Annotated in this window: 25 protein-coding genes and 5 tRNA genes; 4 read left to right on the forward strand and 26 right to left on the reverse strand. The window is 63.3% G+C overall.

The genetic code is table 11. The annotated features are described in order from the left end of the window. Position 1 precedes the first annotated feature (1 nt). Genes IFT60_RS12490 through IFT60_RS12500 form a run of 3 tightly spaced genes read left to right on the forward strand, consistent with a single transcriptional unit; the run spans position 2 to position 3,178 of the window. Positions 2-1,063 carry an alpha/beta fold hydrolase gene (locus IFT60_RS12490; protein ID WP_192052311.1) on the forward strand — a complete coding sequence of 354 codons (1,062 nt, stop codon included), beginning with the start codon at positions 2-4 and terminating at the stop codon, positions 1,061-1,063. A gap of 5 nt (positions 1,064-1,068) precedes the next feature. After that, positions 1,069-2,397 (forward strand): MFS transporter, encoded by a 1,329-nt coding sequence (locus IFT60_RS12495; RefSeq protein WP_192087980.1) that lies wholly within the window; start codon positions 1,069-1,071, stop codon positions 2,395-2,397. Between the two features lie 31 nt (positions 2,398-2,428). Next, complete coding sequence (locus IFT60_RS12500) at positions 2,429-3,178, forward strand: FadR/GntR family transcriptional regulator (protein ID WP_192052313.1); 750 nt, start codon at positions 2,429-2,431, stop codon at positions 3,176-3,178. 99 nt (positions 3,179-3,277) lie between these two features. Here the strand turns inward: IFT60_RS12500 and IFT60_RS27190 are convergent, their stop codons facing one another. Continuing rightward, positions 3,278-3,631, reverse strand: a complete 354-nt coding sequence (locus IFT60_RS27190; protein ID WP_229510838.1) for a four-helix bundle copper-binding protein — start codon at positions 3,629-3,631, stop codon at positions 3,278-3,280. Between the two features lie 159 nt (positions 3,632-3,790). On the opposite strand from IFT60_RS27190, the gene IFT60_RS12510 reads away from it, so the two are divergent. Beyond that, on the forward strand, positions 3,791-4,015 hold the full coding sequence (locus IFT60_RS12510; RefSeq protein ID WP_192052315.1) for a hypothetical protein: 225 nt from the start codon (positions 3,791-3,793) through the stop codon (positions 4,013-4,015). A 64-nt stretch (positions 4,016-4,079) separates the two neighbouring features. On the opposite strand, the gene IFT60_RS12515 is transcribed toward IFT60_RS12510, so the two are convergent. The 25 genes from IFT60_RS12515 to fabD all read right to left on the reverse strand — a co-directional run bounded on the left by IFT60_RS12515 (position 4,080) and on the right by fabD (position 22,814). After that, on the reverse strand, positions 4,080-4,331 hold the full coding sequence (locus tag IFT60_RS12515) for a hypothetical protein (RefSeq protein ID WP_192052316.1): 252 nt from the start codon (positions 4,329-4,331) through the stop codon (positions 4,080-4,082). Positions 4,332-4,404: 73 nt separating this feature from the next. After that, positions 4,405-4,478 (reverse strand) — tRNA-Cys (locus tag IFT60_RS12520). Between the two features lie 78 nt (positions 4,479-4,556). Then, a tRNA-Gly gene (locus IFT60_RS12525) sits at positions 4,557-4,632 on the reverse strand. Between the two features lie 34 nt (positions 4,633-4,666). Beyond that, positions 4,667-4,742 (reverse strand) — tRNA-Gly (locus tag IFT60_RS12530). A 45-nt stretch (positions 4,743-4,787) separates the two neighbouring features. After that, positions 4,788-4,863 (reverse strand) — tRNA-Gly (locus tag IFT60_RS12535). A gap of 96 nt (positions 4,864-4,959) precedes the next feature. Then, a tRNA-Gly gene (locus IFT60_RS12540) sits at positions 4,960-5,035 on the reverse strand. 87 nt (positions 5,036-5,122) lie between these two features. Further along, entirely contained in the window at positions 5,123-5,701 is a 579-nt protein-coding gene (pgsA, locus tag IFT60_RS12545) for a CDP-diacylglycerol--glycerol-3-phosphate 3-phosphatidyltransferase (RefSeq protein WP_192052317.1), read from the reverse strand. Positions 5,702-5,851: 150 nt separating this feature from the next. Beyond that, a complete protein-coding gene (uvrC, locus tag IFT60_RS12550) occupies positions 5,852-7,951 on the reverse strand; it encodes an excinuclease ABC subunit UvrC (protein ID WP_374000893.1) in 2,100 nt (699 codons plus the stop codon). A 26-nt stretch (positions 7,952-7,977) separates the two neighbouring features. Further along, entirely contained in the window at positions 7,978-8,382 is a 405-nt protein-coding gene (gene acpS, locus IFT60_RS12555; RefSeq protein ID WP_192052318.1) for a holo-ACP synthase, read from the reverse strand. Next, on the reverse strand, positions 8,379-9,149 hold the full coding sequence (locus IFT60_RS12560; RefSeq protein ID WP_192052319.1) for a pyridoxine 5'-phosphate synthase: 771 nt from the start codon (positions 9,147-9,149) through the stop codon (positions 8,379-8,381). Before IFT60_RS12560 ends, acpS begins: the two co-directional genes overlap by 4 nt. Positions 9,150-9,161: 12 nt before the next feature. Continuing rightward, complete coding sequence (recO, locus tag IFT60_RS12565) at positions 9,162-10,046, reverse strand: DNA repair protein RecO (protein WP_192052320.1); 885 nt, start codon at positions 10,044-10,046, stop codon at positions 9,162-9,164. A 23-nt stretch (positions 10,047-10,069) separates the two neighbouring features. After that, entirely contained in the window at positions 10,070-11,140 is a 1,071-nt protein-coding gene (era, locus tag IFT60_RS12570) for a GTPase Era (protein ID WP_229510839.1), read from the reverse strand. Positions 11,141-11,147: 7 nt separating this feature from the next. Then, complete coding sequence (gene rnc / locus IFT60_RS12575) at positions 11,148-11,948, reverse strand: ribonuclease III (RefSeq protein WP_192052321.1); 801 nt, start codon at positions 11,946-11,948, stop codon at positions 11,148-11,150. A 191-nt stretch (positions 11,949-12,139) separates the two neighbouring features. Further along, on the reverse strand, positions 12,140-12,535 hold the full coding sequence (locus tag IFT60_RS12580) for a DUF4845 domain-containing protein (RefSeq protein WP_192052322.1): 396 nt from the start codon (positions 12,533-12,535) through the stop codon (positions 12,140-12,142). Between the two features lie 42 nt (positions 12,536-12,577). Continuing rightward, a complete protein-coding gene (lepB, locus tag IFT60_RS12585; RefSeq protein WP_192052423.1) occupies positions 12,578-13,495 on the reverse strand; it encodes a signal peptidase I in 918 nt (305 codons plus the stop codon). Beyond that, positions 13,492-15,285 (reverse strand): translation elongation factor 4, encoded by a 1,794-nt coding sequence (lepA, locus tag IFT60_RS12590; protein WP_192052323.1) that lies wholly within the window; start codon positions 15,283-15,285, stop codon positions 13,492-13,494. The genes lepB and lepA overlap by 4 nt, the downstream gene beginning before the upstream one ends. Before the next feature lie 338 nt (positions 15,286-15,623). Further along, positions 15,624-15,941: a glutaredoxin family protein gene (locus IFT60_RS12595; RefSeq protein WP_374000888.1), complete on the reverse strand. Its 318-nt coding sequence runs from the start codon at positions 15,939-15,941 to the stop codon at positions 15,624-15,626. Continuing rightward, positions 15,938-17,389 carry a DegQ family serine endoprotease gene (locus IFT60_RS12600; RefSeq protein WP_192052324.1) on the reverse strand — a complete coding sequence of 484 codons (1,452 nt, stop codon included), beginning with the start codon at positions 17,387-17,389 and terminating at the stop codon, positions 15,938-15,940. The genes IFT60_RS12595 and IFT60_RS12600 overlap by 4 nt, the downstream gene beginning before the upstream one ends. 347 nt (positions 17,390-17,736) lie before the next feature. Further along, positions 17,737-18,036, reverse strand: coding sequence for a sigma-E factor negative regulatory protein (locus IFT60_RS12605; protein WP_192052325.1), 300 nt, complete (start codon positions 18,034-18,036; stop codon positions 17,737-17,739). A 105-nt stretch (positions 18,037-18,141) separates the two neighbouring features. Continuing rightward, positions 18,142-18,744, reverse strand: coding sequence for an RNA polymerase sigma factor RpoE (rpoE, locus tag IFT60_RS12610; protein ID WP_192052326.1), 603 nt, complete (start codon positions 18,742-18,744; stop codon positions 18,142-18,144). A gap of 60 nt (positions 18,745-18,804) precedes the next feature. Continuing rightward, positions 18,805-19,293 carry a protein YgfX gene (locus tag IFT60_RS12615; RefSeq protein WP_374011017.1) on the reverse strand — a complete coding sequence of 163 codons (489 nt, stop codon included), beginning with the start codon at positions 19,291-19,293 and terminating at the stop codon, positions 18,805-18,807. Between the two features lie 108 nt (positions 19,294-19,401). Beyond that, the gene (gene fabF, locus IFT60_RS12620; RefSeq protein WP_192052328.1) at positions 19,402-20,649 is read right to left on the reverse strand and encodes a beta-ketoacyl-ACP synthase II; all 1,248 of its coding nucleotides are present in this window, start codon (positions 20,647-20,649) and stop codon (positions 19,402-19,404) included. Between the two features lie 37 nt (positions 20,650-20,686). Further along, positions 20,687-20,926: an acyl carrier protein gene (acpP, locus tag IFT60_RS12625; RefSeq protein WP_020653257.1), complete on the reverse strand. Its 240-nt coding sequence runs from the start codon at positions 20,924-20,926 to the stop codon at positions 20,687-20,689. A gap of 181 nt (positions 20,927-21,107) precedes the next feature. Next, positions 21,108-21,845 carry a 3-oxoacyl-ACP reductase FabG gene (gene fabG, locus IFT60_RS12630; RefSeq protein WP_192052329.1) on the reverse strand — a complete coding sequence of 246 codons (738 nt, stop codon included), beginning with the start codon at positions 21,843-21,845 and terminating at the stop codon, positions 21,108-21,110. 30 nt (positions 21,846-21,875) lie between these two features. Further along, the gene (gene fabD / locus IFT60_RS12635) at positions 21,876-22,814 is read right to left on the reverse strand and encodes an ACP S-malonyltransferase (RefSeq protein ID WP_192052330.1); all 939 of its coding nucleotides are present in this window, start codon (positions 22,812-22,814) and stop codon (positions 21,876-21,878) included. Positions 22,815-22,838: the final 24 nt, after the last annotated feature.

A 22,838-nucleotide genomic window follows, 5' to 3' on the forward strand; every position in this document is an offset into this window, starting at 1 on the left:
CATGGACTCCCTCCTCCATTATTTCACTGGGCCCGACCTGCGCCTGGCGGATGGCGCGCTGTTGCGCGCGCCCGTCACCGCCTACCGCAGCATGGGCCGGCTGAACGCCGCCGGCACCAATGCGGTGCTGGTCCTGCACGGCTACACCACCGGTCCCTCCATGCTCGACGCCGGCGCCAACGTCGCCGAAGGCTCGTGGGCCGACCTGGTCGGCCCCGGCAAGCCGATCGACACCGACCGTTATTTTGTCGTGTGCCCGAACATGATCGGTTCTTGCTACGGCTCGACCGGGCCGGCCAGCATCGACCCTGACAGCGGCGCGCCATACGGCATCGCGTTTCCCTCCTTGACGCTGACCGATATCGTGGCCGCGCAAAAGGCGCTGCTCGATGCGCTCGGCGTCACGCGGCTCGCTGCCGTGACTGGACCTTCGTTCGGCGCCTATCAATCCTTCCAGTGGGCGCTGCAGTTTCCGGACTTCGTCGAACGCGTGGTGGCCGCCGTCGGCGCGCCCTGGCATCCGGGGGCGCCCGGCGCGGCGGAGGCGATCCTGGCCGATCTCGCGGCCGACCCGGGCTGGGCGGCCTGGTGCGCGGGCGAGATGCACGCCATGTTCGCCAAGCTCACCGCCATGCGCACGGCGACCTTGACGCGCTATGGCGTCGATGCGGAACTGGCGGACCGCATACCCGATCCGGCCGCGCGCGCCAGCGAGGTGGCGCTGCTGGCACGCGAGTGGGCAGCGGGCTTCGACCCGATGTCGCTGGTGGTGCTGATGCGCGCTGCCGAAGCCTTCGATCTGCGCGCGCAGATCGACGCCATGCGCGCACCGGTGCTGTACGTGCTCTCGCGCAGCGATGAAGTGTTTTCGCCGGCGCTGGCGCGCAAGGTCGCGCAGTTGCCAGGCACCGAACGCTGGTCTTACGTGGAACTCGACAGCGACAAGGGGCACTTCGCTTCCGGCGCCGATGCGGCGCTGTGGGCCGAGACGCTACGGCGCTTCATGGATACGGCGCCGGATGCATGGACGCCGACAGGCTTTGATATGGAGATGGCAGCATGAGCACAATGACGAAACCAATCGACACCGGCCTGCAGGCCCGCACCATCGCCATCGCCGACAACAAGCCGGTCAGCGCCGCCTACCGCACCTACGTACTGGTCGCGCTGGCCGTGGTCGGCTTCATGTGCTCGGTCGACAAGGTGGTCATCTCGATGTTCATGGAGCCGATCAAGAAGGAATTCCTGCTGAGCGATACCCAGCTCGGGCTGATGACGGGCCTGGCGTTTTCGCTGCTGGGCGGCTTGGTCTCGATCCCGCTGGCGCGCATGGCCGACCGCGGCAACCGCAAGTGGATCATCTTCCTCAGCTTCGCGGTGTGGACGCTGATGACGGGCGTGTCCGGCATGGCGACCAGCTTCATGTTCCTGCTGGCGGCGCGCATCGGCGTCGGCGTGGGCGAAGCGGGCTGCGTGCCGGCGACCCACTCGATGCTGGGCGATTACTATCCGCGCGAGCTGCGTGGCCGCGCCTACGCGGCGCACTTCTCTGGTGTGTATCTCGGCATGCTGGGCGGGATGCTGGGCGGCGGCATCCTGGTGCAAACGGTCGGCTGGCGCCTCGGCTTCATCTGGCTGGGCGTGGCCGGCATGGTGATGGCCCTGATCTTCCACTTCACGGTGCGCGAACCGCTGCGCGTGGACCAGCCGCCGCCGTCCGTCGATGGCGCCAGGGCCAGCATCTGGACCCAGCTGGGCGACCTGCGCTGCTTCTTCATGCTGGTCTTCGCCTTTGCTTTCGTCGGCCTGGCGGGCGCGGTGGCGGCCTGGCTGCCGAGCTATTTCGAGCGCGCCTTTAAAATGACGCCGATGGCGATCGGGCTGGGCCTGGGCCTCGGCATCGGTCTCGCCAGCGGCATCGGCGCCCTGGTCGGCGGCCAGTTGACGGTGCGCTATGCGAAGGGTTCGCGTACCTGGGGCGCGCGCTATTCGGCCTTCGTCAGCTGGGGCGTGCTGATCCCCTTCATCGGCAGCTTCTACGTGCAGGAGCCGATGATCGCGATGGGGCTGTTGTTCGTCACCTTCCTGATCGCAGGGACGCTGGCCGGCCCGGTGTTCGGCACCGTGCAGGACCTGGTGGCGCCGCAGGCACGCGCCACGGCGGTGGCCATCATCGGCGTGGTCGGCGTGGTGATCGGCCAGGGCATGGGACCGCTGCTGGTGGGCCTGCTGAGCGACCTGCTCAACACCGGCAGCGACGTCGGCGGACTGCGCCTGTCGATGACCTGCGTGGCCATGATCAACCTGTTCACGGGGCTGTTCTTCTGGACCCTGTCGCGCCGTATCGGCAAGGTCTACGGCGATGCGCCGCAGCCGGCGCCGGCGGCGCAGCCTTGACAGCACTGGACAGAAAACTTAGGCTGCATCGATGAATCAGATTGCCTCACTTCCCTCGCTCGAACGCCCTACCCTGTCGGCCCAGGTGGCGCGCCACCTGCTCGCGCTGGTCAACCGCGAGCAGCTGCGTCCGGGTGACACCGTGCCCAGCGAAGTCCAGATCGGCCTCGACCTGAAAGTCAGCCGCGGCAGCGTGCGCGAAGCCTACCGCACGCTGGCGGCGCTCGGCATCCTGGAGATCGAAGGCGGGCGCAAGCCGCGCCTGAAAGCGATCGACCCGCACGTGCTGGCGCAAGTCTTCGACTACGCGCTGACCACGGCCCAGGTGAGCGTGGCGCACGTGATCGAAACGCGACGCGCAATCGAACTCCAGACGGCGCAGCTGGCCGCACGCTATGCCTCGCCGGAACAACGCCAGACGCTGCGCGAACTCGTGGTGCAGATGCGTTCGGCCGGCTCGGACCATGCGCGGCGCGTGGCTTGCGACACGGCGATCCACACGGTGATTGCCGAAGCCAGCGGGAATCCCTTGAATTCGATCCTGCTCGCTGCGTTGAGGACGCCGGTGGAGGCGTCGTCGCGCATTCACTTCGACGACCGCCGCAGCGAAATTGAGCTGACACGCGTGATCGACGCGCACGAGGCGGTGGTGGACCGCATCTGCGCCGGAGATGCAATGGGGGCGGTGTCGGCGATGTCGTATCACTTCGATATGTCGATCGTGCACGTGGCGCGGCGGGAGGCAGCGCCGGACGGGGCGCTGGTGGTTGGGGCGAACTGATCCGCCATACCGTATCGAGGGCCGCGCAACGCGGCCTTTATCATTTCATGGCTGGTACGCTGCAGTAACGTAAAGCCGTCATGCAGGCACTTGCCGTGCTCAGTGCGCGGCAACGCCCTGGCCTGCGTCCGCCATCGCTGCGCACGCTTCGGCGCAGCGCCGGCAAGCTGCGGCACATTGTTGGCAATGGTCCGCCTGATGCTGGCCGCACTCGGCGGCGCAGGCAGCACATACCTCGGCGCACTGACGGCACAAGACCATCGCGAAATCACTACCGCGCGCCATGAAACCGGCCGTCAGGCGGCACAGTTGAGAACAGTCCATGTCCAGCGCAATGCAGCCGGCCATCATCTTGACGTCTTCTTCACGCAAGCAGGCGCTGGCGCAATGGTCGCAGGCGGCGGCGCAAGCGTTGCAGGCGTCGATACAGTCCTGGAAATTAGTGTCATCCATAATTTCTCCTCAGCCGAATAGGCTCGTCGACAGGTTCATTCGTGCCAATAAGCTTAACGCCGGTGTCCGCTAGCTTGGCGCACGCCTGGGGAGTAAGCCGAACCGTGCGTCCTCATCAGGTATTCCTGAGTACGATGACAACTTTCAGGAGGAAATACCATGCCAAGAGGAGCAAGCCCACGCCGCGAGCGCGAAGCCAAGAAGCTCGAGCGGAAATTCAAGAAGGAAAAGCGTTACAAGGGCCGCGAGGACGAAGTCGCGGCGCGGATCGTCAACAAGCAGCGTGCCAAGGCGGGCGAGACGAAAACGCGTCACAAGCCGGCACGGCGGACGACGTCCCGGCGCAAGCACCGCACCGGGCGCAGCACGCGCAAGAGCAAATAATTTTCGTCGAACGTTTGGCGCCGCCTGCGATGCTTTGCAGGCGGCCGCCAACTACCGGTGCAAGCTAGATAAATGGCCAGCTGACGATGCGCTTCACATGCAGGACCGAGCGCGTGCCGACATAGGCGATCACGAAGCCGAACGCGAGCACGCTGCGCAGGTCGCCCATGGCGGCGAAAAACACGCCAGCGACGGTGGCAATGGCGACGAGCACCATCAGTGCCAGCTCGATACTCAGGAAAAAGGGGATGGCATTGCGCCAGACGCGGCGCAGGAGTGCGGACGCATCTTTGAGGGTATGGATGTCGTGACCCATGGTCATCTTCACAATCTTGAACGGAGTCCAGAAATGCCAAAATCGCCAACGAGGGCGATTTTTGGCTTTGTTCTGGAGGCGAGGACGGGAGTCGAACCCGTCTAGACGGCTTTGCAGGCCGCTGCATAACCGCTTTGCTACCTCGCCAGTAGGTATAGTACGACTGCTGGGCTGGACGGTTATGATCCAAATCAACAGGAGAAGGGAAATGTCTTCTCTGAATTCTGGAGCGGGAGAAGAGTCTCGAACTCTCGACCTCAACCTTGGCAAGGTTGCGCTCTACCAACTGAGCTACTCCCGCTTAGGAGCTACTGCTTACATTTACCAGCACTTCATGGAGCGGGAGAAGAGTCTCGAACTCTCGACCTCAACCTTGGCAAGGTTGCGCTCTACCAACTGAGCTACTCCCGCATGGAGTGTTATTGCTTACTACTGACTACTACTACCCCAGGTAACTGGAGCGGGAGAAGAGTCTCGAACTCTCGACCTCAACCTTGGCAAGGTTGCGCTCTACCAACTGAGCTACTCCCGCATTCTGGAAACATTGATTATCGCAGAAATTGTGACAACTTCCAAGACAACCTGTTACTACTTCTTCTACTACTTTGCTGCTGACCTTCTGCAAACTTGGAGCGGGAGAAGAGTCTCGAACTCTCGACCTCAACCTTGGCAAGGTTGCGCTCTACCAACTGAGCTACTCCCGCGTTGTCTTTGTTTGCTGCGATGTCGTTGCAACAGGCAAGCATTATAGATGATCTGATCCGTACGTCAAGGATGACAGAGAATTAATCTTACAAATTCCCGCCTTTTTCCTTAATCACCGGCCATGCGCGGCGCAGATAGTAGAACATCGACCATACCGTCAGTACGCCCGCTACCCACAGCAGCACGTCGCCCCAGTAGTGGACATCGATGCCGAACAGGGTGTCGTGGTACAGCAGCGCGGGAATCGCGACCATCTGGGCAGCCGTCTTGACCTTGCCCAGCGAGCTGACCGCAACCGATTTACGGGCGCCGATTTCGGCCATCCATTCGCGCAGGGCCGAAATCGTAATTTCGCGCCCGATGATGATGAAGGCAATGACGGCATCCACGCGCTGTAGCTGGATCAGGATCAGCAGCGCCCCGGCGACCATCAATTTGTCGGCGACCGGATCGAGGAAGGCGCCAAAGGCCGAGGTCTGGTTCCAGCGCCGCGCCAGGAAGCCGTCGAACCAGTCGGTGATTGCAGCAATGATGAAGACGAGGGTCGCCGCTAGGTTCTGGTCGGCATGCGGCAGCCACTGTGGAGGGAGGTAATAGACGCCGACAACGAGGGGGATGAGTGCTACACGTAACCAGGTCAGGAGAATCGGGATGTTGAAAGGCATAGGGGCGTGATCTGGCTTACCGTTGAAAAAAGCGTGCGCCGCTAGTCTACATGGGTATTGCTTTTTAAACCAGTTGAGCTCAAGGGCGAGGCGGCGGACCCACGGGGGCGAAAACGCTCTCCATGATTCGCCGCGCGCGCCCTGCCCGCTTCAATGCAACTGCCGGTAAATCTCTTCCGCCAGCGCGGTCGAAATGCCTTCGACCTGGCACAGGTCTTCTATGCTGGCGTCGACCACGCCGCGCAGGCCGCCAAAGCGCGCGAGCAGGCGCTGGCGGCGTTTGGCGCCGATGCCTTCGATCTCCTCCAGGCGCGACGCCTGCCGTGCCTTGGCGCGCTTGGCGCGCATGCCGGTGATGGCGAAGCGGTGCGCCTCGTCGCGGATCAGGGCGACGAGCATCAGCGCGGCCGACTCCTTGCCGAGCTCCTGGGGCGCGCGGCCGTCGGCGAAGATCAGCGTTTCCAGGCCCACGCGCCGGCCTTCGCCCTTGGCCACGCCGACGATCAGGCCGATGTCCAGGCCGAGCTCTGACAGCACCTGGCGCGCCATTTCGACCTGCCCCTTGCCGCCGTCGACCAGCACCACGTCCGGCATGACGCCGTCGCCGCCCGCGACTTTTTCGTAGCGGCGCATCAGCACCTGGCGCATCGCCGCGTAATCGTCGCCTGGCGTGATGTCGTTGATGTTGTAGCGCCGGTACTCCGAGTTCTGCATCGCGTGGTGGTGGAAGACCACGCAGGATGCCTGCGTCGCCTCGCCCGCCGTGTGGCTGATGTCGAAGCATTCGATGCGCAAGGTTTCCAGGTCCGCCGCGTCCAGCGACAGGGCCTCGGCCAGTGCGCGCGTACGCGACTGCTGCGACCCTTGTTCAGACAACAGGCGCGCCAGCGAGATCTCCGCGCCCTTTTGAGCGAGCTCAAGCCACTGGCGTCGCTGGCCCTGCGGCTGGAAGATCAGGTTGATGCGGTGCCCGCATTGCTCGGCCAGCGCCACCATCAGTTCCGGCTGGTCGAACTCGATGTTCAGGATCAGGGTGCCCGGGATGAACTTATCCGTGTAATGCTGCACCAGGAAGGCGGCCAGCACCTCGCATTCGATCGACAGCTCGGCGATCGCTTCGCCCACCTGGGTCGGGAAATAGGCGCGGTCGCCCAGGTGGCGTCCGCCACGCACCATGGCCAGGTTGACGCAGGCACGCCCGCCCTGCACCACCACGGCGATGACGTCGACGTCGGCGTCGCCGGTCGTTTCCATGCTCTGCTGGTGCAGCACGCGCGAGAGCGACTGGATCTGGTTGCGCACGCCCGCGGCCTGCTCGAACATCAGTTTTTCGGCAAAGCCCTGCATCTTCTGCTGCAGGTCATCCATGACTTCGTTCTGGCGTCCGCGCAGGAACTTCGCGGCGTTCTCGACGTCTATCCTGTACTCATCCTTGTCGATCAGGTCGACGCACGGACCGCTGCAGCGCCCGATCTGGTGCAGCAGGCAAGGGCGCGTGCGGTTGGCAAACACGCTGTCTTCACAAGTGCGCAGCATGAACACCTTCTGCAGGATCTGCATCGATTCCTTCACCGCCCAGGCGCTCGGGAAAGGACCGAAATACTGATTCTTCTTGTCGAGTGCGCCGCGGTAATAGGCCATGCGCGGAAAATCACCGCCCGTGATCTTCAGGTACGGATAGGATTTATCGTCGCGGAACAGGATGTTGTAGCGCGGCTTCAAGGCCTTGATCAGGTTGTTTTCCAGGATCAGGGCTTCGGCTTCGCTGTGCGTGACGGTCGTTTCCAGGTGCGCGATCTGGCCGACCATCATCGCGATGCGCGGGCTCGACAGGTTTTTCTGGAAATAGCTCGATACGCGATTCTTGAGGTTGCGCGCCTTGCCGACGTAGAGCACGTTCTGGTTGGCGTCGAAATAGCGATACACGCCCGGCAAGCCGGGCAGCTTGGCGACCGTTGCCAGCACCTGTTCGCGCGCAGTGGGGCCGGGCTGGACGGGATCGGCGGCGTCTTCGCGCAAGACCGCCCTGCGCTCTTCCTTCACGGCTTGCCAGGCGTCGGGGCGGGCACGCGGCGCGGTCGCCTTGGCCACCTTGCCCTTGGCGGGCTTGTCGTCGACCGGATGCGGCGCAGGCATTGCAGCCCCACCCGCTGCCACGTAGGCGACCGGCTCTTCCGCCACTGCGTGGCCGGGCTTGTTCTCTGGCGCCGGATTCTCCGGCAACTCGGGGGATGGCACTTCCTTGGTCACTGGCGTATCGCTTGGGTAAGAGTTGCTTAAGGTGTGGCTGGGTCCTGCGTGACGATGACGAAGGCGACACCGTAATCGGCTTCGTCGCTGATCGTCACCTGCGCACTCAGCCGGTGTTCGCGCATGAAGTCGGCGAGTGCGCCGCTGCAGACGATGGTCGGCTTGCCGCTTGGCGCGTTGAGCATCTGGGCGGAGCGCCAGGTCATCGGCATGCGCATGCCCAGGCCGATCGCTTTCGAGAACGCCTCTTTGGCGGAAAAGCGCGTGGCGAGAAAGCGCAGGCCGCGCACTTCGCTGCGGGCGCGCCGCGCATGGTATTTTTCGAGCTCCTCGGGTCCCAGGATTTTCTCGGCGAAACGCGGACCGCTGCGCGCGAGCGCCGCCTCGACACGCGAAATCTGGACGATGTCGGTGCCGATACCGTAGATCATTTTGCCCCCAGCGACACGCCGAGGCGCGCGGCGACCATGATCGCCTTCATTTCGCGCACGGCGTTTTCCCAGCCGGCAAACAGTGCATGGGCGACGATCGCGTGGCCGATGTTCAGCTCGGCGATGTCGCGGATCGCTGCCACCGGCTGCACGTTGGTGTAATGCAAGCCGTGGCCGGCGTTCACGACCAGGCCATGGCGCACGCCGGCGGCGGCGCCTGCCTTGATGCGCTCCAGTTCGTGCGCCGCTTCGTCGCCTTCGGCTTCGGCATAGCGGCCGGTATGCAATTCGATCACGGTCGCGCCCGTCTGATGGGCAGCGGCGATTTGCGCTTCGTCGGCATCGATGAACAGCGAGACACGGATGCCCTCGCCTTTCAGCTGCTTGACTGCGGTTTCGACTTCCTTGAAGTAACGGATCACGTCCAGGCCACCCTCGGTCGTGACTTCCTCGCGCCGCTCGGGCACTAGGCACACGTCCTGGGGACGCACCTGGCAGGCGAAATCGATCATTTCCTGGGTCACCGCCGCTTCCAGGTTCATGCGCGTGGCCAGTTGTGGGCGCATCGCCAGCACGTCGGCATCCTTGATGTGGCGCCGGTCTTCGCGCAGGTGCAGCGTGATCAGGTCGGCGCCGGCCTGCTCGGCCAAGAGGGCCGCGCGCAGCGGGTCCGGATAGACAGTGCCGCGCGCGTTGCGCACGGTGGCGATGTGGTCGATGTTCACGCCGAGGTCGATGACCTGGCCAACGGGTTGCAGGAAGCTCATGGGGTTTATTCTTTATAACTGCATCAGGTCGATCAAAATCTGCCGGGTGTTGAGCGGCACGCCGCCCAAGTGGTGCGCCAGCAGGAAGCGCATCAATTGCTTGCTCTGTGCCTGCGTGGCCGGATCCGCGTAATCCTCGCGTTCCATGTCGAGCAGGGTCTTGCCGCTGACGACGGGCCAGACGTCGGACACGCGGGCTTCGCGTGCGCCCTTTTCCGGATCGACCACATAGTCCAGCGCGGCCTCGACCGCTGCGCGCGTGGTGGTCGAGCGCCCCAGGTTGGCGGCGACCCCTGTTTCCTTAAGTAAGGCCCGTTCGAACTTTCGCAAGGCAATTTGCGCCGGTTCGTCGTGCGCCAACTCGTTGAGCGTCGAAATGTAGTGGTCGAACAGCGCGCGATGGGGGTCGTCGCGCGCGATCAGCTTGACCAGCAATTCGTTCAGATAAAAGCCGCACAGCAAGGCCGTGCGTTCGATGGGCAGCATGCCGCCGACCCATTCGGCGTCGATCAGGGTGCGTAATTCCTGCTTGCCGCTCCAGGACACGGACAAGGGCTGAAAAGTTTGCAACACGCCGCGCAGTTTCGACAGCGGCCGCTTGGCGCCCTTGGCCACGACCGCGATCCGTCCGAAGTCGCGCGTGAACAGGTCGACGATGAGGCTCGTTTCCTTGTAGGGATAGCTATGCAGCACGAACGCCGGCTGGCCGTTGATGCGGGTGTCGCGCACGGGGACACGGCTGCGGCGCGGCGCAGATACGGGCGCGGCAGGGGCCACTGTTGCCGAGGCCACCGCATACGCTGTCATAACCTCGGCTGCCGCCGGCGCATCGGGTGCATTGGGCACCTCGGCAACGGGATGGGCTGACGCCTTGTCGGCTTGGATGGGGTTGGACATGCGGTCGGCTGGTCCTCCGGCGCTTACTCGTAGCCGTAGGCGCGCAGGCCCGCTTCGTTGTCGGCCCAGCCCGACTTGACCTTGACCCAGATCTCCAGATACACGGGGCCGCCGAACAGCTTTTCCATGTCCAGGCGCGACTGGGTCGAAATTTCTTTCAGGCGCGCCCCCTTGTTACCAATGATCATCGATTTGTGGGTGTCGCGCTCGACCAGGATGGCAGCGAAGATGCGGCGCAGGTTACCCTCCTGCAGGAACTGCTCGATGATCACCGTGCTGGTGTAGGGCAGTTCGTCGCCCAGCAGGCGGAACACTTTTTCGCGCACGATCTCGGCGGCCAGGAATTTCTCGCTGCGGTCGGTGATGTCGTCCGGGCCGAACACCGGTGGATTTTCCGGCAGGTGGGTGCGGATCTCGCGCTCGAGCGCATCGACCTGGAAACGCATCTTGGCCGACACCGGCACGATGGCCGTGAAGTCGCGCAGGCCTGCCACTTTCTGGGCGAACGGCATCAGGGTCGCCTTGTCCTTCATGCGGTCCGACTTGTTAATGACCAGGATGACGGGCACGTTCTTCGGCAACAGGTCGAGCACTTGCTGGTCGGCCGGACCGAAAGTGCCGGCCTCGACCAGGAAGAGCACGACGTCGGACGCCGTCAGCGTGTTCGAGACAGTTTTGTTCAGCGTTTTGTTCAGAGCATTCGCATGACGCGTCTGGAATCCCGGCGTATCGACGTAGATAAACTGGGCGTCGTCATGAGTCTGGATACCGGTAATGCGGTGGCGCGTGGTCTGGGCCTTGCGCGAGGTAATCGACACCTTGGCGCCGATCAGCACGTTCATCAGCGTCGACTTGCCCACGTTCGGGCGGCCGACGATGGCGATGTAGCCGCAGCGGAAACCTTGCGCCGAGGTGCCGCCGCTGACGTCCGTGCGGTCGTTGAAGAACGCGTTCAGGTCGACTTCCTGGGCGTCGCCCTCGCTCGCGGACGCGTCCTGGCCAGCCTGGTCGGCGTTGTCGTCGGCCGGGTTGTGCACGGCGTCGTCCTCTTGAGGAAGGTTGTTTTGTTCGGCGGAGTTATGTTCGGTATTCATGCTTCGTTCATGCCTGTTTGGTAGGGGCGGACTGCTGCGCGCCTGGCGCCTCGTCGCCCTGGATGGTGGCAATGCCGGCCAGCTTGAGCTGGGCGGCACGCGGCTTGGCCTTGCGGCCGGCGGCCGGGGTCTTGCGCAGCGCCTGTTCGGCGGTTTCCAGCGCCAGGCGCGCGGCGGCCTGTTCGCCGGCACGACGGCTGCCGCCGCGTCCGAAGACCTGGATGTTAAGTTTCGGAACCAGGCACTCGATCTCGAATTCCTGGCTGTGGGCGGCGCCATGGGTGGCGATCACGTTGTAGGTCGGCAGCGAGATCTTGCGGCTTTGCAGGAATTCCTGCAGCAGCGTCTTGGCATCCTTGCCCAGGGTGCGCGGGTCGACCGTGTCGAGCAGCGGGATGTAGAAGGCGCGGATGACGTCGCGCGCGGCGTCGAAGCCGGCGTCGAGGAAGATTGCGCCCAGCAAGGCTTCGAGCGTGTCGGCCAGGATCGACGGACGGCGGAAGCCGCCCGATTTCAGCTCGCCCTCGCCCAGGCGCAGGAACTGCGAGAGTTCGAGCTTCTGGGCGATTTCGTACAGCGACTGCTGCTTGACGAGATTGGCGCGCAGGCGCGACAAGTCGCCCTCGTCGAGGTGGCTGAAGCGTTCGTACAGGATCGAGGCGACCACGCAGTTCAGGATCGAGTCGCCCAGGAACTCGAGGCGTTCGTTATGCAGGCTGCTATGGCTGCGGTGTGTCAGGGCCTGCTGCAAGAGGCCAGCATCCCGGAACGTGTAACCCAAGCGCGTTTGCAATAACTGAAGATTCATTGTCGATGTATTGTAGTACGGCCGCTGCAAAGTCGGCGCTTCCTGCTCGGTTGGACGGCGCCGGACGGCGCGCGCCATGGTGATGTGTCATTTGCGGTGCTCATTGGGGTGCTCACTGAGGTACCCACTGAGTGCCCGCCAAGATGCGTGCCGACATGCCGGAATCAATCCTACCGGCGCCGGACGGCGGATCAGTCCGCTTTCTCTGCCACGACGCCGCTGGGGTCGGTCGTGCCATCGTAATCGATGACGAGGGTGGCGCGCCCGGTCAGCGGAATGCGCTTTTCGTAGGAGAAGCTGATTTCCGGGCTGGCCCCCTCGCGGCTGATGACGAGGTCGCGGCCGCGGATGGCTTCGACGTCGTTAATTTGCGCAAACTTGTCGAAAGCCTCGCGCATCTCGGCGGGACTGCCGCCGGCCGCTTTGGCGCGCACCATGCCATCACGCGCGGCGCGGTACTCGAGGAAGGAGGGCACGATCTTGATGGCCAGCAGCGCAAAGAAGCCGAGTACCATCAACACCAGGATCAGTCCGGTGAGCGAGATGCCCGCCTGCCTGCCCGGCACAACCTGTTTATGCTCGCCCATCTGCTCTCCCCGAGGTGAACCTGCCTTGTTGACCAACACGCCTTACTTGATGCCGCCGATGCGCTTCGGATCGCCGAAGTTCATCCACACCAGGAAGGCCTTGCCGACGATATTCTTATCGGGAACAAAACCCCAGTAACGGCTGTCCGCGCTGTTGTCGCGGTTGTCGCCCATCATGAAGTAATTGCCTGCAGGGACAGTACAAGTAAATCGGTCGTAGGTGTACTCGCAGGCTTCGCGCAGCGGGAAGTTTTCCACGCTGTCGAGGTTGAACGAACGCGCCGGTTCCGTGTTCAGGATGCGGTGCTCGCTGCCCGGCAGCTTTTCGATCAACTGCTTGTGATACACAGGCCGTTCGTCGTCCAGGTAATCGTCGAGCGCCGTGTACTGTACCGGCACGCCGTTGACGCTGAGGCGCTTGTTTTCGTAAGTGATCTTGTCACCAGGCACGCCGATGACGCGCTTGATGTAATCCTGGCTCATGTCCTTCGGATACTTGAAGACCATGACGTCACCGCGCTGCGGATCGTTGACCTCGATGATCTTCTTGTTCACGATCGGCAGGCGGATGCCGTAGGTGTACTTGTTCACCAAGATCAGGTCGCCCACCAGCAGGGTCGGCACCATCGAGCTCGACGGGATCTTGAACGGTTCCCACAGGAAGGAGCGCAGGAAGAACACCGCTGCGATTACGGGAAAGAAACTGCCCGAATACTCGACCCAGGTCGGCTGGCGCAGGTGCCCTGCTTCCAGCGCGGCGCGGTTGCCCTTGTTGTCGACCTTGATGCCGTCTGCGGTCAGCTTGGCCGCGCGCGCATCGTACTCGGCCAGGGCGGCATCGGCCGCGGCGCGGCGCTGCTTCGACAGGACAAACACGTCCCAAAACCAGATGACGCCCGTAACCACCATGAGCACGAACAGGATGAGCGCAAAATTCGCCAGGATTGGTTGCATTGCTATTTATCTTCCACTTGAAGGATGGCAAGGAAGGCTTCTTGTGGAATCTCCACCGAACCGACCTGCTTCATGCGTTTCTTACCGGCTTTTTGTTTCTCAAGCAGTTTCTTTTTACGGCTAATGTCGCCGCCGTAGCACTTGGCCAGCACGTTCTTGCGCAGCGCCTTGACGTTTTCGCGCGAGATGATGGTCGCGCCGATGGCGGCCTGGATTGCCACGTCGAACATCTGGCGCGGAATCAGTTCGCGCATCTTGGCCGCCACCTGGCGTCCGCGGTAGGGCGCATTCGCACGGTGCACGATGATCGCCAGCGCATCGACCTTCTCGCTGTTGATCAGCATGTCGACTTTGACGACGTCGGCCGAGCGGTTTTCCTTGAACTCGTAATCCATCGAGGCATAGCCGCGCGACGTCGACTTCAGGCGATCGAAGAAGTCGAGCACGATTTCCGCCATCGGGATTTCGTAGTGCAGCTTGACCTGGCGGCCGTGGTAGGCCATGTCCATCTGGATGCCGCGCTTGCCGTTACAGAGCGTCATCACCGAGCCGACATACTCCTGCGGCATGTAGAGGTTGACGTCGACGATCGGCTCGCGCACTTCATTGATCTTCGACGGCTCCGGCATCTTCGAGGGGTTGTCGACGCGGATAATGGAACCGTCGCGCATCTCGACCTCATACACCACGGTCGGCGCGGTCGTAATCAGGTCCATGTCGAATTCGCGTTCCAGGCGTTCCTGCACGATCTCCATGTGCAGCAAGCCCAGGAAGCCGCAGCGGAAGCCGAAGCCCAGCGCCTGCGACACTTCCGGCTCGTACATCAGGGCGGCGTCGTTGAGCTTCAGCTTTTCCAGCGAGTCGCGCAGCGCATCGTACTGGTTCGCTTCCACCGGGAACAGACCGGCGAACACCTGCGGCTGGACTTCCTTGAAGCCCGGCAGTGGCGCGGGCGCCGGACGGTTGGCCAGGGTCACGGTATCGCCCACCTTGGCGGCGGTCAGTTCCTTGATGCCGGCGATGATGAAGCCGACCTGGCCAGCCTTCAGTTCCGGCAGCGAGACCGAGCGCGGCGTGAAGACGCCGATGTTTTCGACCAGGTTGACCGACTCGGTCGCCATCAGGAGGATCTTGTCTTTCGGACGCAGCGTGCCGTTGACCACGCGCACCAGCATCACGACGCCGACGTACGGGTCGTACCAGGAGTCGACGATCAGCGCCTGCAGCGGCGCATCCGGATCGCCTTTTGGCGGCGGCACGCGCTTGATCAGGTCTTCCAGCACGTCTTCCACGCCCAGGCCGGTCTTGGCCGAGCAGGTGGTCGCTTCCGAGGCGTCGATGCCGATGACGTCTTCGATTTCCTTCTTGGCGTTGTCCGGGTCGGCGTGCGGCAAGTCGATCTTGTTCAGGATTGGCACCACTTCCACGCCCAGGTCGAGCGCGGTGTAGCAGTTGGCGACCGTCTGCGCCTCGACGCCTTGCGAGGCGTCGACGACCAGCAGCGCGCCTTCGCAGGCCGACAGCGAGCGCGAGACTTCATAGGAGAAGTCGACGTGGCCCGGGGTGTCGATCAGGTTCAGGTTGTAGACCTGGCCATCGCGCGCCTTGTATTGCAGGGCGGCGGTTTGCGCCTTGATGGTAATGCCGCGCTCGCGCTCCAGGTCCATCGAGTCGAGCACCTGCGCGTCCATTTCGCGGTCCGACAGGCCGCCGCACAGCTGGATGATGCGGTCGGCCAGGGTCGATTTGCCGTGGTCGATGTGGGCGATGATGGAGAAGTTACGTATGTTGTTCATTAACAAAGCTCAAAACCAAAAAGGGGCGAGGCCGCCGACACGGGGCCGGGCGGCGCCGCGAACTGCCCGCGCAATACGAAAAAGGCGCTTCGTGTGGGGCTGATCCTCCCCAGGCGAGCGCCCTATTCAACGTGACAAGCCGGTATGCCAGGAACATAGGCTTTTTCAAACCAGGCATTTTACCGGATTTCAGGGTAGAAAGCCCGGAAATTGGGTGGGCGGACCATCGAGGCGGCGGCAGACGTTGGATAACGGGCGCTATGCCCGACGAATGCAGGGTGGACGGCTATGCCGTCCACGCGTTCAACGATTGGTTGAACAGCCGTCGCGATTGTTCATCAGCCGGCTGAACGCGTGGACGGCGGAGCCGCCTCTCGTGGCCCGGTCCACCCTGCGAGGTACTGGCGCACTGCCGCTTCGTCGAGGAAGTAGTGGCACAGCTCGGGCGCGTCGAGCCGGCCGTAGAGCACCGGCACCAGCTCGTCGAAGCGCTCGACCAGGGCCGGGTCGGCGTCGACGTCGATGACGTCGACTTCGAACGGTTGCCCCGCCGGCGCCAGTGCCTGCAAGGCCGCCAGCATGTCCTCGCACAGGTGGCAGTAACTGCGCGAGTAGAGAGTGAACTGCGAAGCGAACTGCGGGGTTAGCTGGCTCACTTCGCAGGCTTGATGACGAGGTACTGGGTGACGTTCTCGCGCCGCACCAGCACTGCCACGCTCTTCTTCGGATCGAGCCTGGTCGCCAGGGCGTTGAACTGGGTCGCGTCCTTGATCTCGACGTTATTCATCTGCAGGATCACGTCGCCCGCACGCACGCCGGCCGTGGCCGCCCTGCCCTCGGAGGCGTCGACCACGACGCCACCCTCGATCTTGAGGGTGCGGCGCTGTTCGGGGCTGAGGTTCGACACGTTCAGGCCGAGCACGTTCGGCGCGGCGCCCGGCGCCGGCTTGTTCGGCGTCGGCTTGGCGGCGGCGGCCTTGTCCTCTTCCAGCGCGACGATCGTGACCGGCACGTCAAGCTGGGCGCCGCGGCGCCAGACGGTGACGCTGGCGCGGGTGCCGATCTTGGCGGCGCCGACCAGGCGCGGCAGGTCGCGCGTCGTCTCGATCGGCTGGCCATTGAATTTCAGGATGATGTCGCCGACCTTGATGCCGCCCTTCTCGGCCGGGCCGCCCACCTCGACCATCGACACTTCGGCGCCGCGCGCCTTGCCCAGGCCCAGCGATTCTGCGACGTCGCGCGTGACTTCGCTGATCTGCACGCCCAGGCGCCCACGGGTCACGCGGCCGGTTTTCTTGAGCTGGTCGGCCACGCGCATGACTTCGTCGATCGGCACTGCGAACGAAATGCCGTTGTAGGCGCCGGAGAGCGTGGCGATCTGCGAATTGATACCGATGACTTCGCCACGCATGTTGATCAGCGGGCCGCCCGAATTGCCGGGGTTGACGGCGACGTCGCTTTGAATGAGCGGCAGGTATTCGCCGGTGTCGCGCGACTTGGCCGAGATGATGCCGGCGGTGACCGTGTTGTCGAGGTTAAAGGGCGAGCCGATCGCGATCACCCATTCGCCGACACGGATCTTGCTCGAGTCCCCCGTACGCAGGTACGGCAGGTTACTTGCGCTCACTTTCAGCAGGGCGACGTCGGAACGGCGGTCTGCGCCGAGCACCTTGGCCTTGAATTCGCGGCGGTCGGTCAGCGTGACCGTCACTTCATCCGCGCCCTCGACCACGTGGGCATTCGTCAGTACATAGCCATCGTCGGAAATGATGAAGCCGGAACCGACCCCGCGCTGCACTTCCTGCTCTTCCTGCTGCGGTTGCGGCGAGCGGCGGCGCGGAATCGGCTGGCCGAAGAAGCGGCGCAGGAATTCCTGCATCTCTTCTTCGCCCGGCCCGCCCTGCCCCAGGCGCACGCGCTCGGTGGTGCGAATGTTGACCACCGCCGGACCCGCCTTGTCGATCAAATCGGAAAAGTCGGGCAGGCCCGTCACCACCGGCGTCGGGACTGGCGCGGCGGCGTGCGCCAGCGGCGAAAAGGACAGGCCAGCGCCCGTCAACAGCAGGGCCGACAGGAATGCGCTGGCAATTGTTTTGCTTGTCATGAGAGTCAGGAAGTGAGGACGGGATTGACGTTATGGTAAGCCAAAACCCGGCGTCTTGTCGCGCATGCGGATGAGGGACGTTTCAGGGACGGCAGGCGGGCGCCGTGCAGGCAACCGGGGTTGCAATGAACCAGGGAGTGACCGAAAAAACGGCTGGCGGCCGGCGTCCTGAGCGCGGTATTTGCGACGAGCAATGGAAGCTTGATGCGGCGCAGTGTGGCGCGATGCTGTACACGCATGAGCGACAGGCCGTGCAATGTCACGCCTGTGCAAGCAGCCGGCGCCAGGAAACCTTGCTGCGCCGACAACCGGGACTGGCGCGCGCGGGGCGCGGCGCCGATCCCGCCTCAGGTGGAAGACGTTGACGCCGCCAGCGCGGCCGGCTTCATGTGGTCGATCTCGAGCGCCGGACGGCGCGCGTGCAGCGGCTCCTCGGCCAGGCGCGCACTCAGGCGCGCCGCGAAGCCAGGCGAGAGGTCGGCAGACTCTCCCGTGCGCAGCACGTCGCCGATCAGGTGGTACACTTCCCACGCTGCTATTCCATCGGCCGTGCGCAGGGCTGCGCAGGCCAGCTCGTGGTCGTCCTTCGGCAACGCGTCGTCGCTCAGGGCGCAAATACGTTCGCGGTTTTTTTTGTTCGTGTCCATCAGTCGTTCCAGTAGCAATGTGATCCAAATAAATGTCCAGGTATCAGGGAACCTGGATTAACCCGTTGCCCCAGATTCGCTGGGGCGCCGGTTATGCAATCATCGCTACCGACGTTTGTCAGCCGGAAAATCGAGCAAAGGCTTCAATTTTTCGGCGATGACTTCGCGCGCACGAAATATCCTGCTGCGCACGGTGCCAATGGGACACGCCATCACTTCGGAGATTTCCTCGTAGCTCAAACCCTCAATTTCGCGCAGGACAATCGCGGTCCGCAATTCCAGCGGTAGCGCTTCCATTGCTGCATTCACCGTATAAGCGATCTGCTTGCTCGCCAACATCGACTCCGGCGTGTTTATGTCGCGCAAGCTGTCCGCATCGTCAAACCCTTCGGCACGTTCCGAATCTGCCTCGGTCGAGGTCGGTGCGCGCCTGCCCTGTGTAACCAGATAATTCTTCGCCGTATTGATGCCTATGCGATATAGCCAAGTATAAAACGCAGACTCCCCGCGAAAGTGGCGCAAGGCCCGAAAAGCCTTAATAAACGTTTCTTGCACCACATCTTCAGCTTCCGCCGGGTCGTGCACGAGGCGCGACACCAGGCGCATCAGCCGGCGCTGATACTTCGCCACCAACAAGTCGAACGCCTGCCGGTCGCCGGCCTGGACGCGTTCGACCAGCAGTTGATCACCTTCGCGTTCTGTTGTCACTGACCGTGCCCCATGAACAGCGGCCGCTCCCTACGTAAGAGTTGGCCTGCTGCAATAAGTTCAAAGTATTTCAGTTGTCGGTGCCGTACGTTCATGGCACCGAGACAAGGTGCCGATTGCAACGCGCAACGCCCGGTATTCTGCCGGCGCCAGGCTGTCGCGCAGGACCGGCAAAACATGCCTGGTCCCATCCGCATCGGCCAGGTGCAGGAGTAGCAGCGAGGGCCAGATGAGTGTTGCGGGCAACAGCGTAACGGCGGTTCCTGTGGACGCCAGCGCATCGGCTCCCATCTCCTGTTGTACCGTCAGGTGCATGGCGCCGGTTCCAGATACATCAATCCGGTGCGTCTTTGTCGCGCCTGCCCATCCGCGCAGGGAACAGAGTGCTGTGAGCAGGAAAAAGGCTGCACAAAACGGCGCGCCGGCGACGCGTTCGGGCAACAAGATGCCGACGGCAAATGCCGCGCACAGCTGCGCCAGCGCGAACAGCAGCAAGGCTGTGCGCAAGCGGCGTGACGGCGCAATACGTGCGGACACGGCAAGGGACACGGCAAGGAAAGGAAAGTAAAACGGAACGCCTGCCGCGCGCGGGATGCGGCAGGGTCAGGCGCCCGATCCGTTAGACAGGACCGGGCGCAGCAGGTTCACACGTCGTGCTTAAACTTTGGCAAAAACGAGGGTACCGTTGGTGCCACCGAAACCGAACGAGTTTTTCACAGCGTAATCGATCTGCATCTCGCGGGCGGTGTTCGCCACGAAGTCGAGATCGCACTGCGGATCCTGGTTGAACAGGTTGATCGTCGGCGGCGAAACCTGGTTGTGGATCGCCAGCACGGTGAACACCGACTCGAGGCCGCCGGCGCCGCCCAGCAAGTGGCCGGTCATCGACTTGGTCGAATTGACCACCAGCTTGCCGGCATGGTCGCCGAAGGTGCGCTTGATGCCCTGTACTTCGGCGAGGTCGCCCAGCGGCGTCGAGGTACCGTGTGCATTGACGTAATGCACCTGGTCGGCGTTGATGCCGGCATTGCTCATGGCCGAGACCATGCAGCGGCTCGCGCCACTGCCGTCTTCCATCGGCGCCGTGATGTGGTTCGCATCGGCGCTCATGCCGAAGCCCAGCAGCTCGGCGTAGATCTTCGCGCCGCGCGCCTTGGCGTGCTCGTACTCTTCCAGCACCATGACACCGGCGCCCTCGCCCAGCACGAAGCCGTCGCGGTCGCGGTCCCAGGGACGCGAAGCCGTGGCCGGATCTTCGTTGCGCGACGACAGCGCGCGTGCCGAGGCGAAACCGCCCAGGCCCAGCGGCGAGATGGTCGACTCGGCACCGCCGGCGATCATCACGTCGGCGTCGCCGTATTCGATCAGGCGGCCAGCCGCGCCGATGCAATGCAGGCCGGTGGTGCAGGCCGTGACGATGGCGAGGTTCGGACCGCGCAGGCCGTATTTGATCGAGAGGTCGCCCGAGATCATGTTGATGATCGACGCCGGCACGAAGAACGGCGAAATGCGGCGCGGGCCGCGCTTGTCGTACTCGTCCTTCTGCTCTTCGATCCGCGGCAAGCCGCCGATACCCGAACCGACAATCACGCCGATGCGGTCGGCGTTTTCTTCAGTGACTTCGAGACCCGAATCCTGCAGGGCCTGGATGCCGGCCGCCATGCCGAAATGGATAAACGTATCCATGTTGCGGGCTTCCTTGGCGGGGATGTAATCCTCGATATTGAAGCCTTTGACTTCGCCCGCAAAGCGGGTCGAAAACGGCGTGGCATCGAACCTGGTGATGTTGGCAATGCCCGACTTGCCGGCCAGTGCCGCGTCCCACGCTTCGGCAATCGAATTGCCGATAGGTGAAATGCAGCCCAGGCCGGTAATGACGACGCGGCGGTTGCGTGAACGGCTCAAGCGATTCTCCCGAAAAACTAAAACAGCTTAGGCCCGCTTAGGCCTTAACGTGCGCAGTTGCGTAGTCGATCGCCTGCTTGACGGTGGTGATCTTCTCAGCCTGCTCGTCAGGGATTTCCATTTCGAACTCGTCTTCCAGGGCCATCACCAGTTCAACGGTGTCCAGGGAATCTGCGCCGAGGTCGTCAACGAACGAGGACTCGATTTTGATGTCGGCTTCTGCAACACCCAGTTGCTCAGCGACGATTTTTTTAACGCGTTGTTCGATATCCGACATGTTATGGCTCCATTAGGTATGTGTTGCGGAAAGTGCGCGCATTTTATCAGGTTTGCGCGCTGAAAAACTATTTTCGGCGTCTGCCGCTAATTCAGCAGGAACGCCTGCTAAAAGATGAGATTCTGCCGCGATTCATTATGGCGCATTTCAATCGTACGCCCCGCGCGGCTAGAATCGGACATCAATTCATGTACATCCCGCCATTCACGTGCAGCGTGGTGCCGGTGACGTACGCGGCATTCGGACCGGCCAGGAAAGCCACCGCATGGGCGATGTCTTCGGGCTGGCCGAGGCGGCCCAGCGGGATTTGCGTGAGCAGCGCTTCGTGCTGGCCTTCGCCCAGGCCCTTGGTCATGTCGGTATCGATGAAACCGGGCGCGACGCAATTGACGGTGATGTTGCGGCTGCCGATTTCGCGCGCCAGCGCACGCGTCATGCCGGCCACGCCCGCTTTCGCGGCGGCGTAGTTCATCTGGCCCGGATTGCCGGACGAACCGACCACCGAGGTGATATTGATGATGCGGCCCTGCTTCGCTTTCATCATGCCGCGCAGCACGGCACGCGACAGGCGGCCGACGGCGGTGAGGTTGGTCGCGATCACGCTGTCCCATTCCTCGTCCTTCATGCGCATGGCCAGGTTGTCCTGGGTAATGCCGGCATTGTTGACGAGGATGGCGACGGCGCCGAAGGTCTTCTGGATCTCGTCCATCACGGCCGTGCAATTGGCTGCGTCGGTGACGTTCAGCACCAGGCCCTTGCCGCCGAATTCGGCCAGGTAGGCCGTGATCGCTTCGGCGCCGGATGCGCTGGTGGCGGTGCCGACCACGGTGGCGCCCTGGCGCGCCAGCTCGAGTGCGATGGCCTTGCCGATGCCGCGCGAGGCGCCGGTAACGAGAGCGACTTGGTTCTGCAGGTTCATGTAGTTCTTTTCCTTATCTAAACAGCGGGCTCAAGCGCCCTTGACGGTTGCAAGTACGCGCTCGAGCGCGGCCTGGTCCGTCAGCGCTTCGCCGACGAGCACCGGATCGATCCGCTTGGCCATGCTGATCAGGGTCTTGCTTGGCGCGCATTCGATGACTTGGGTGACGCCTTGCGCCGCCATCTTTTGCATCGTCTCGACCCAGCGCACGGGACCCGCGGCCTGGCGCACCAAGGCGTCCTTGATCGCTGCCGGATCGCTCAGGATAGCGACATCGACGTTGTTGATCAAATCGATACGCGGCGCGTTGAACGTCAGCTTTTCCATGTAGTCGCGCAGGCGGTCCGAGGCGGGCTTCAAGAGCGACGAGTGGAACGGCGCCGAGACCGCCAGCTTCATGGCGCGCTTGGCGCCCTTGGCCTTGGCGATCTCGCAGGCGCGGTCGATCGCGGCGGCGTGGCCGGCGATCACGATCTGGGTCGGCTCGTTGAAGTTGACGGCTTCGACGACTTCACCCTGGCTTGCCTCGGCACAAACGGCACGCACGTCGTCCGCCTGCAGGCCCAGCACGACGGCCATGCCGCCCTGCCCGACCGGCACCGCTTCCTGCATCGATTGGGCGCGGAAGCGCACCAGCGGCACGGCGTCCTTGAAGTCGATCACGCCGGCGGCCACCAGGGCCGAGTATTCGCCCAGGCTGTGGCCGGCAACGATGCTTGGTGCCGGGCCGCCGGCGGCGATCCAGGCGCGGTACACGGCCACCGCCGCAGTCAGCATGACCGGCTGGGTATTGGTGGTGAGGTCGAGGTCTTCCTTCGGACCCTCGGCGATCAATTTACCGATGTCCAGGCCAAGCGACTCGGAAGCCTCGGTGACGGTGTCTTCGACCGCGGCGTTGCCGGCGAAGCCGTTCAGCATGCCGACCGCTTGCGCGCCCTGGCCGGTAAACAGGAATGCGAATTTGCTCATCTTCTTTTTCGTCCTTGTGAATTC

The organism is Massilia sp. CFBP 13721 (assembly GCF_014842025.1).
Taxonomy (GTDB): Bacteria; Pseudomonadota; Gammaproteobacteria; order Burkholderiales; family Burkholderiaceae_D; genus Telluria.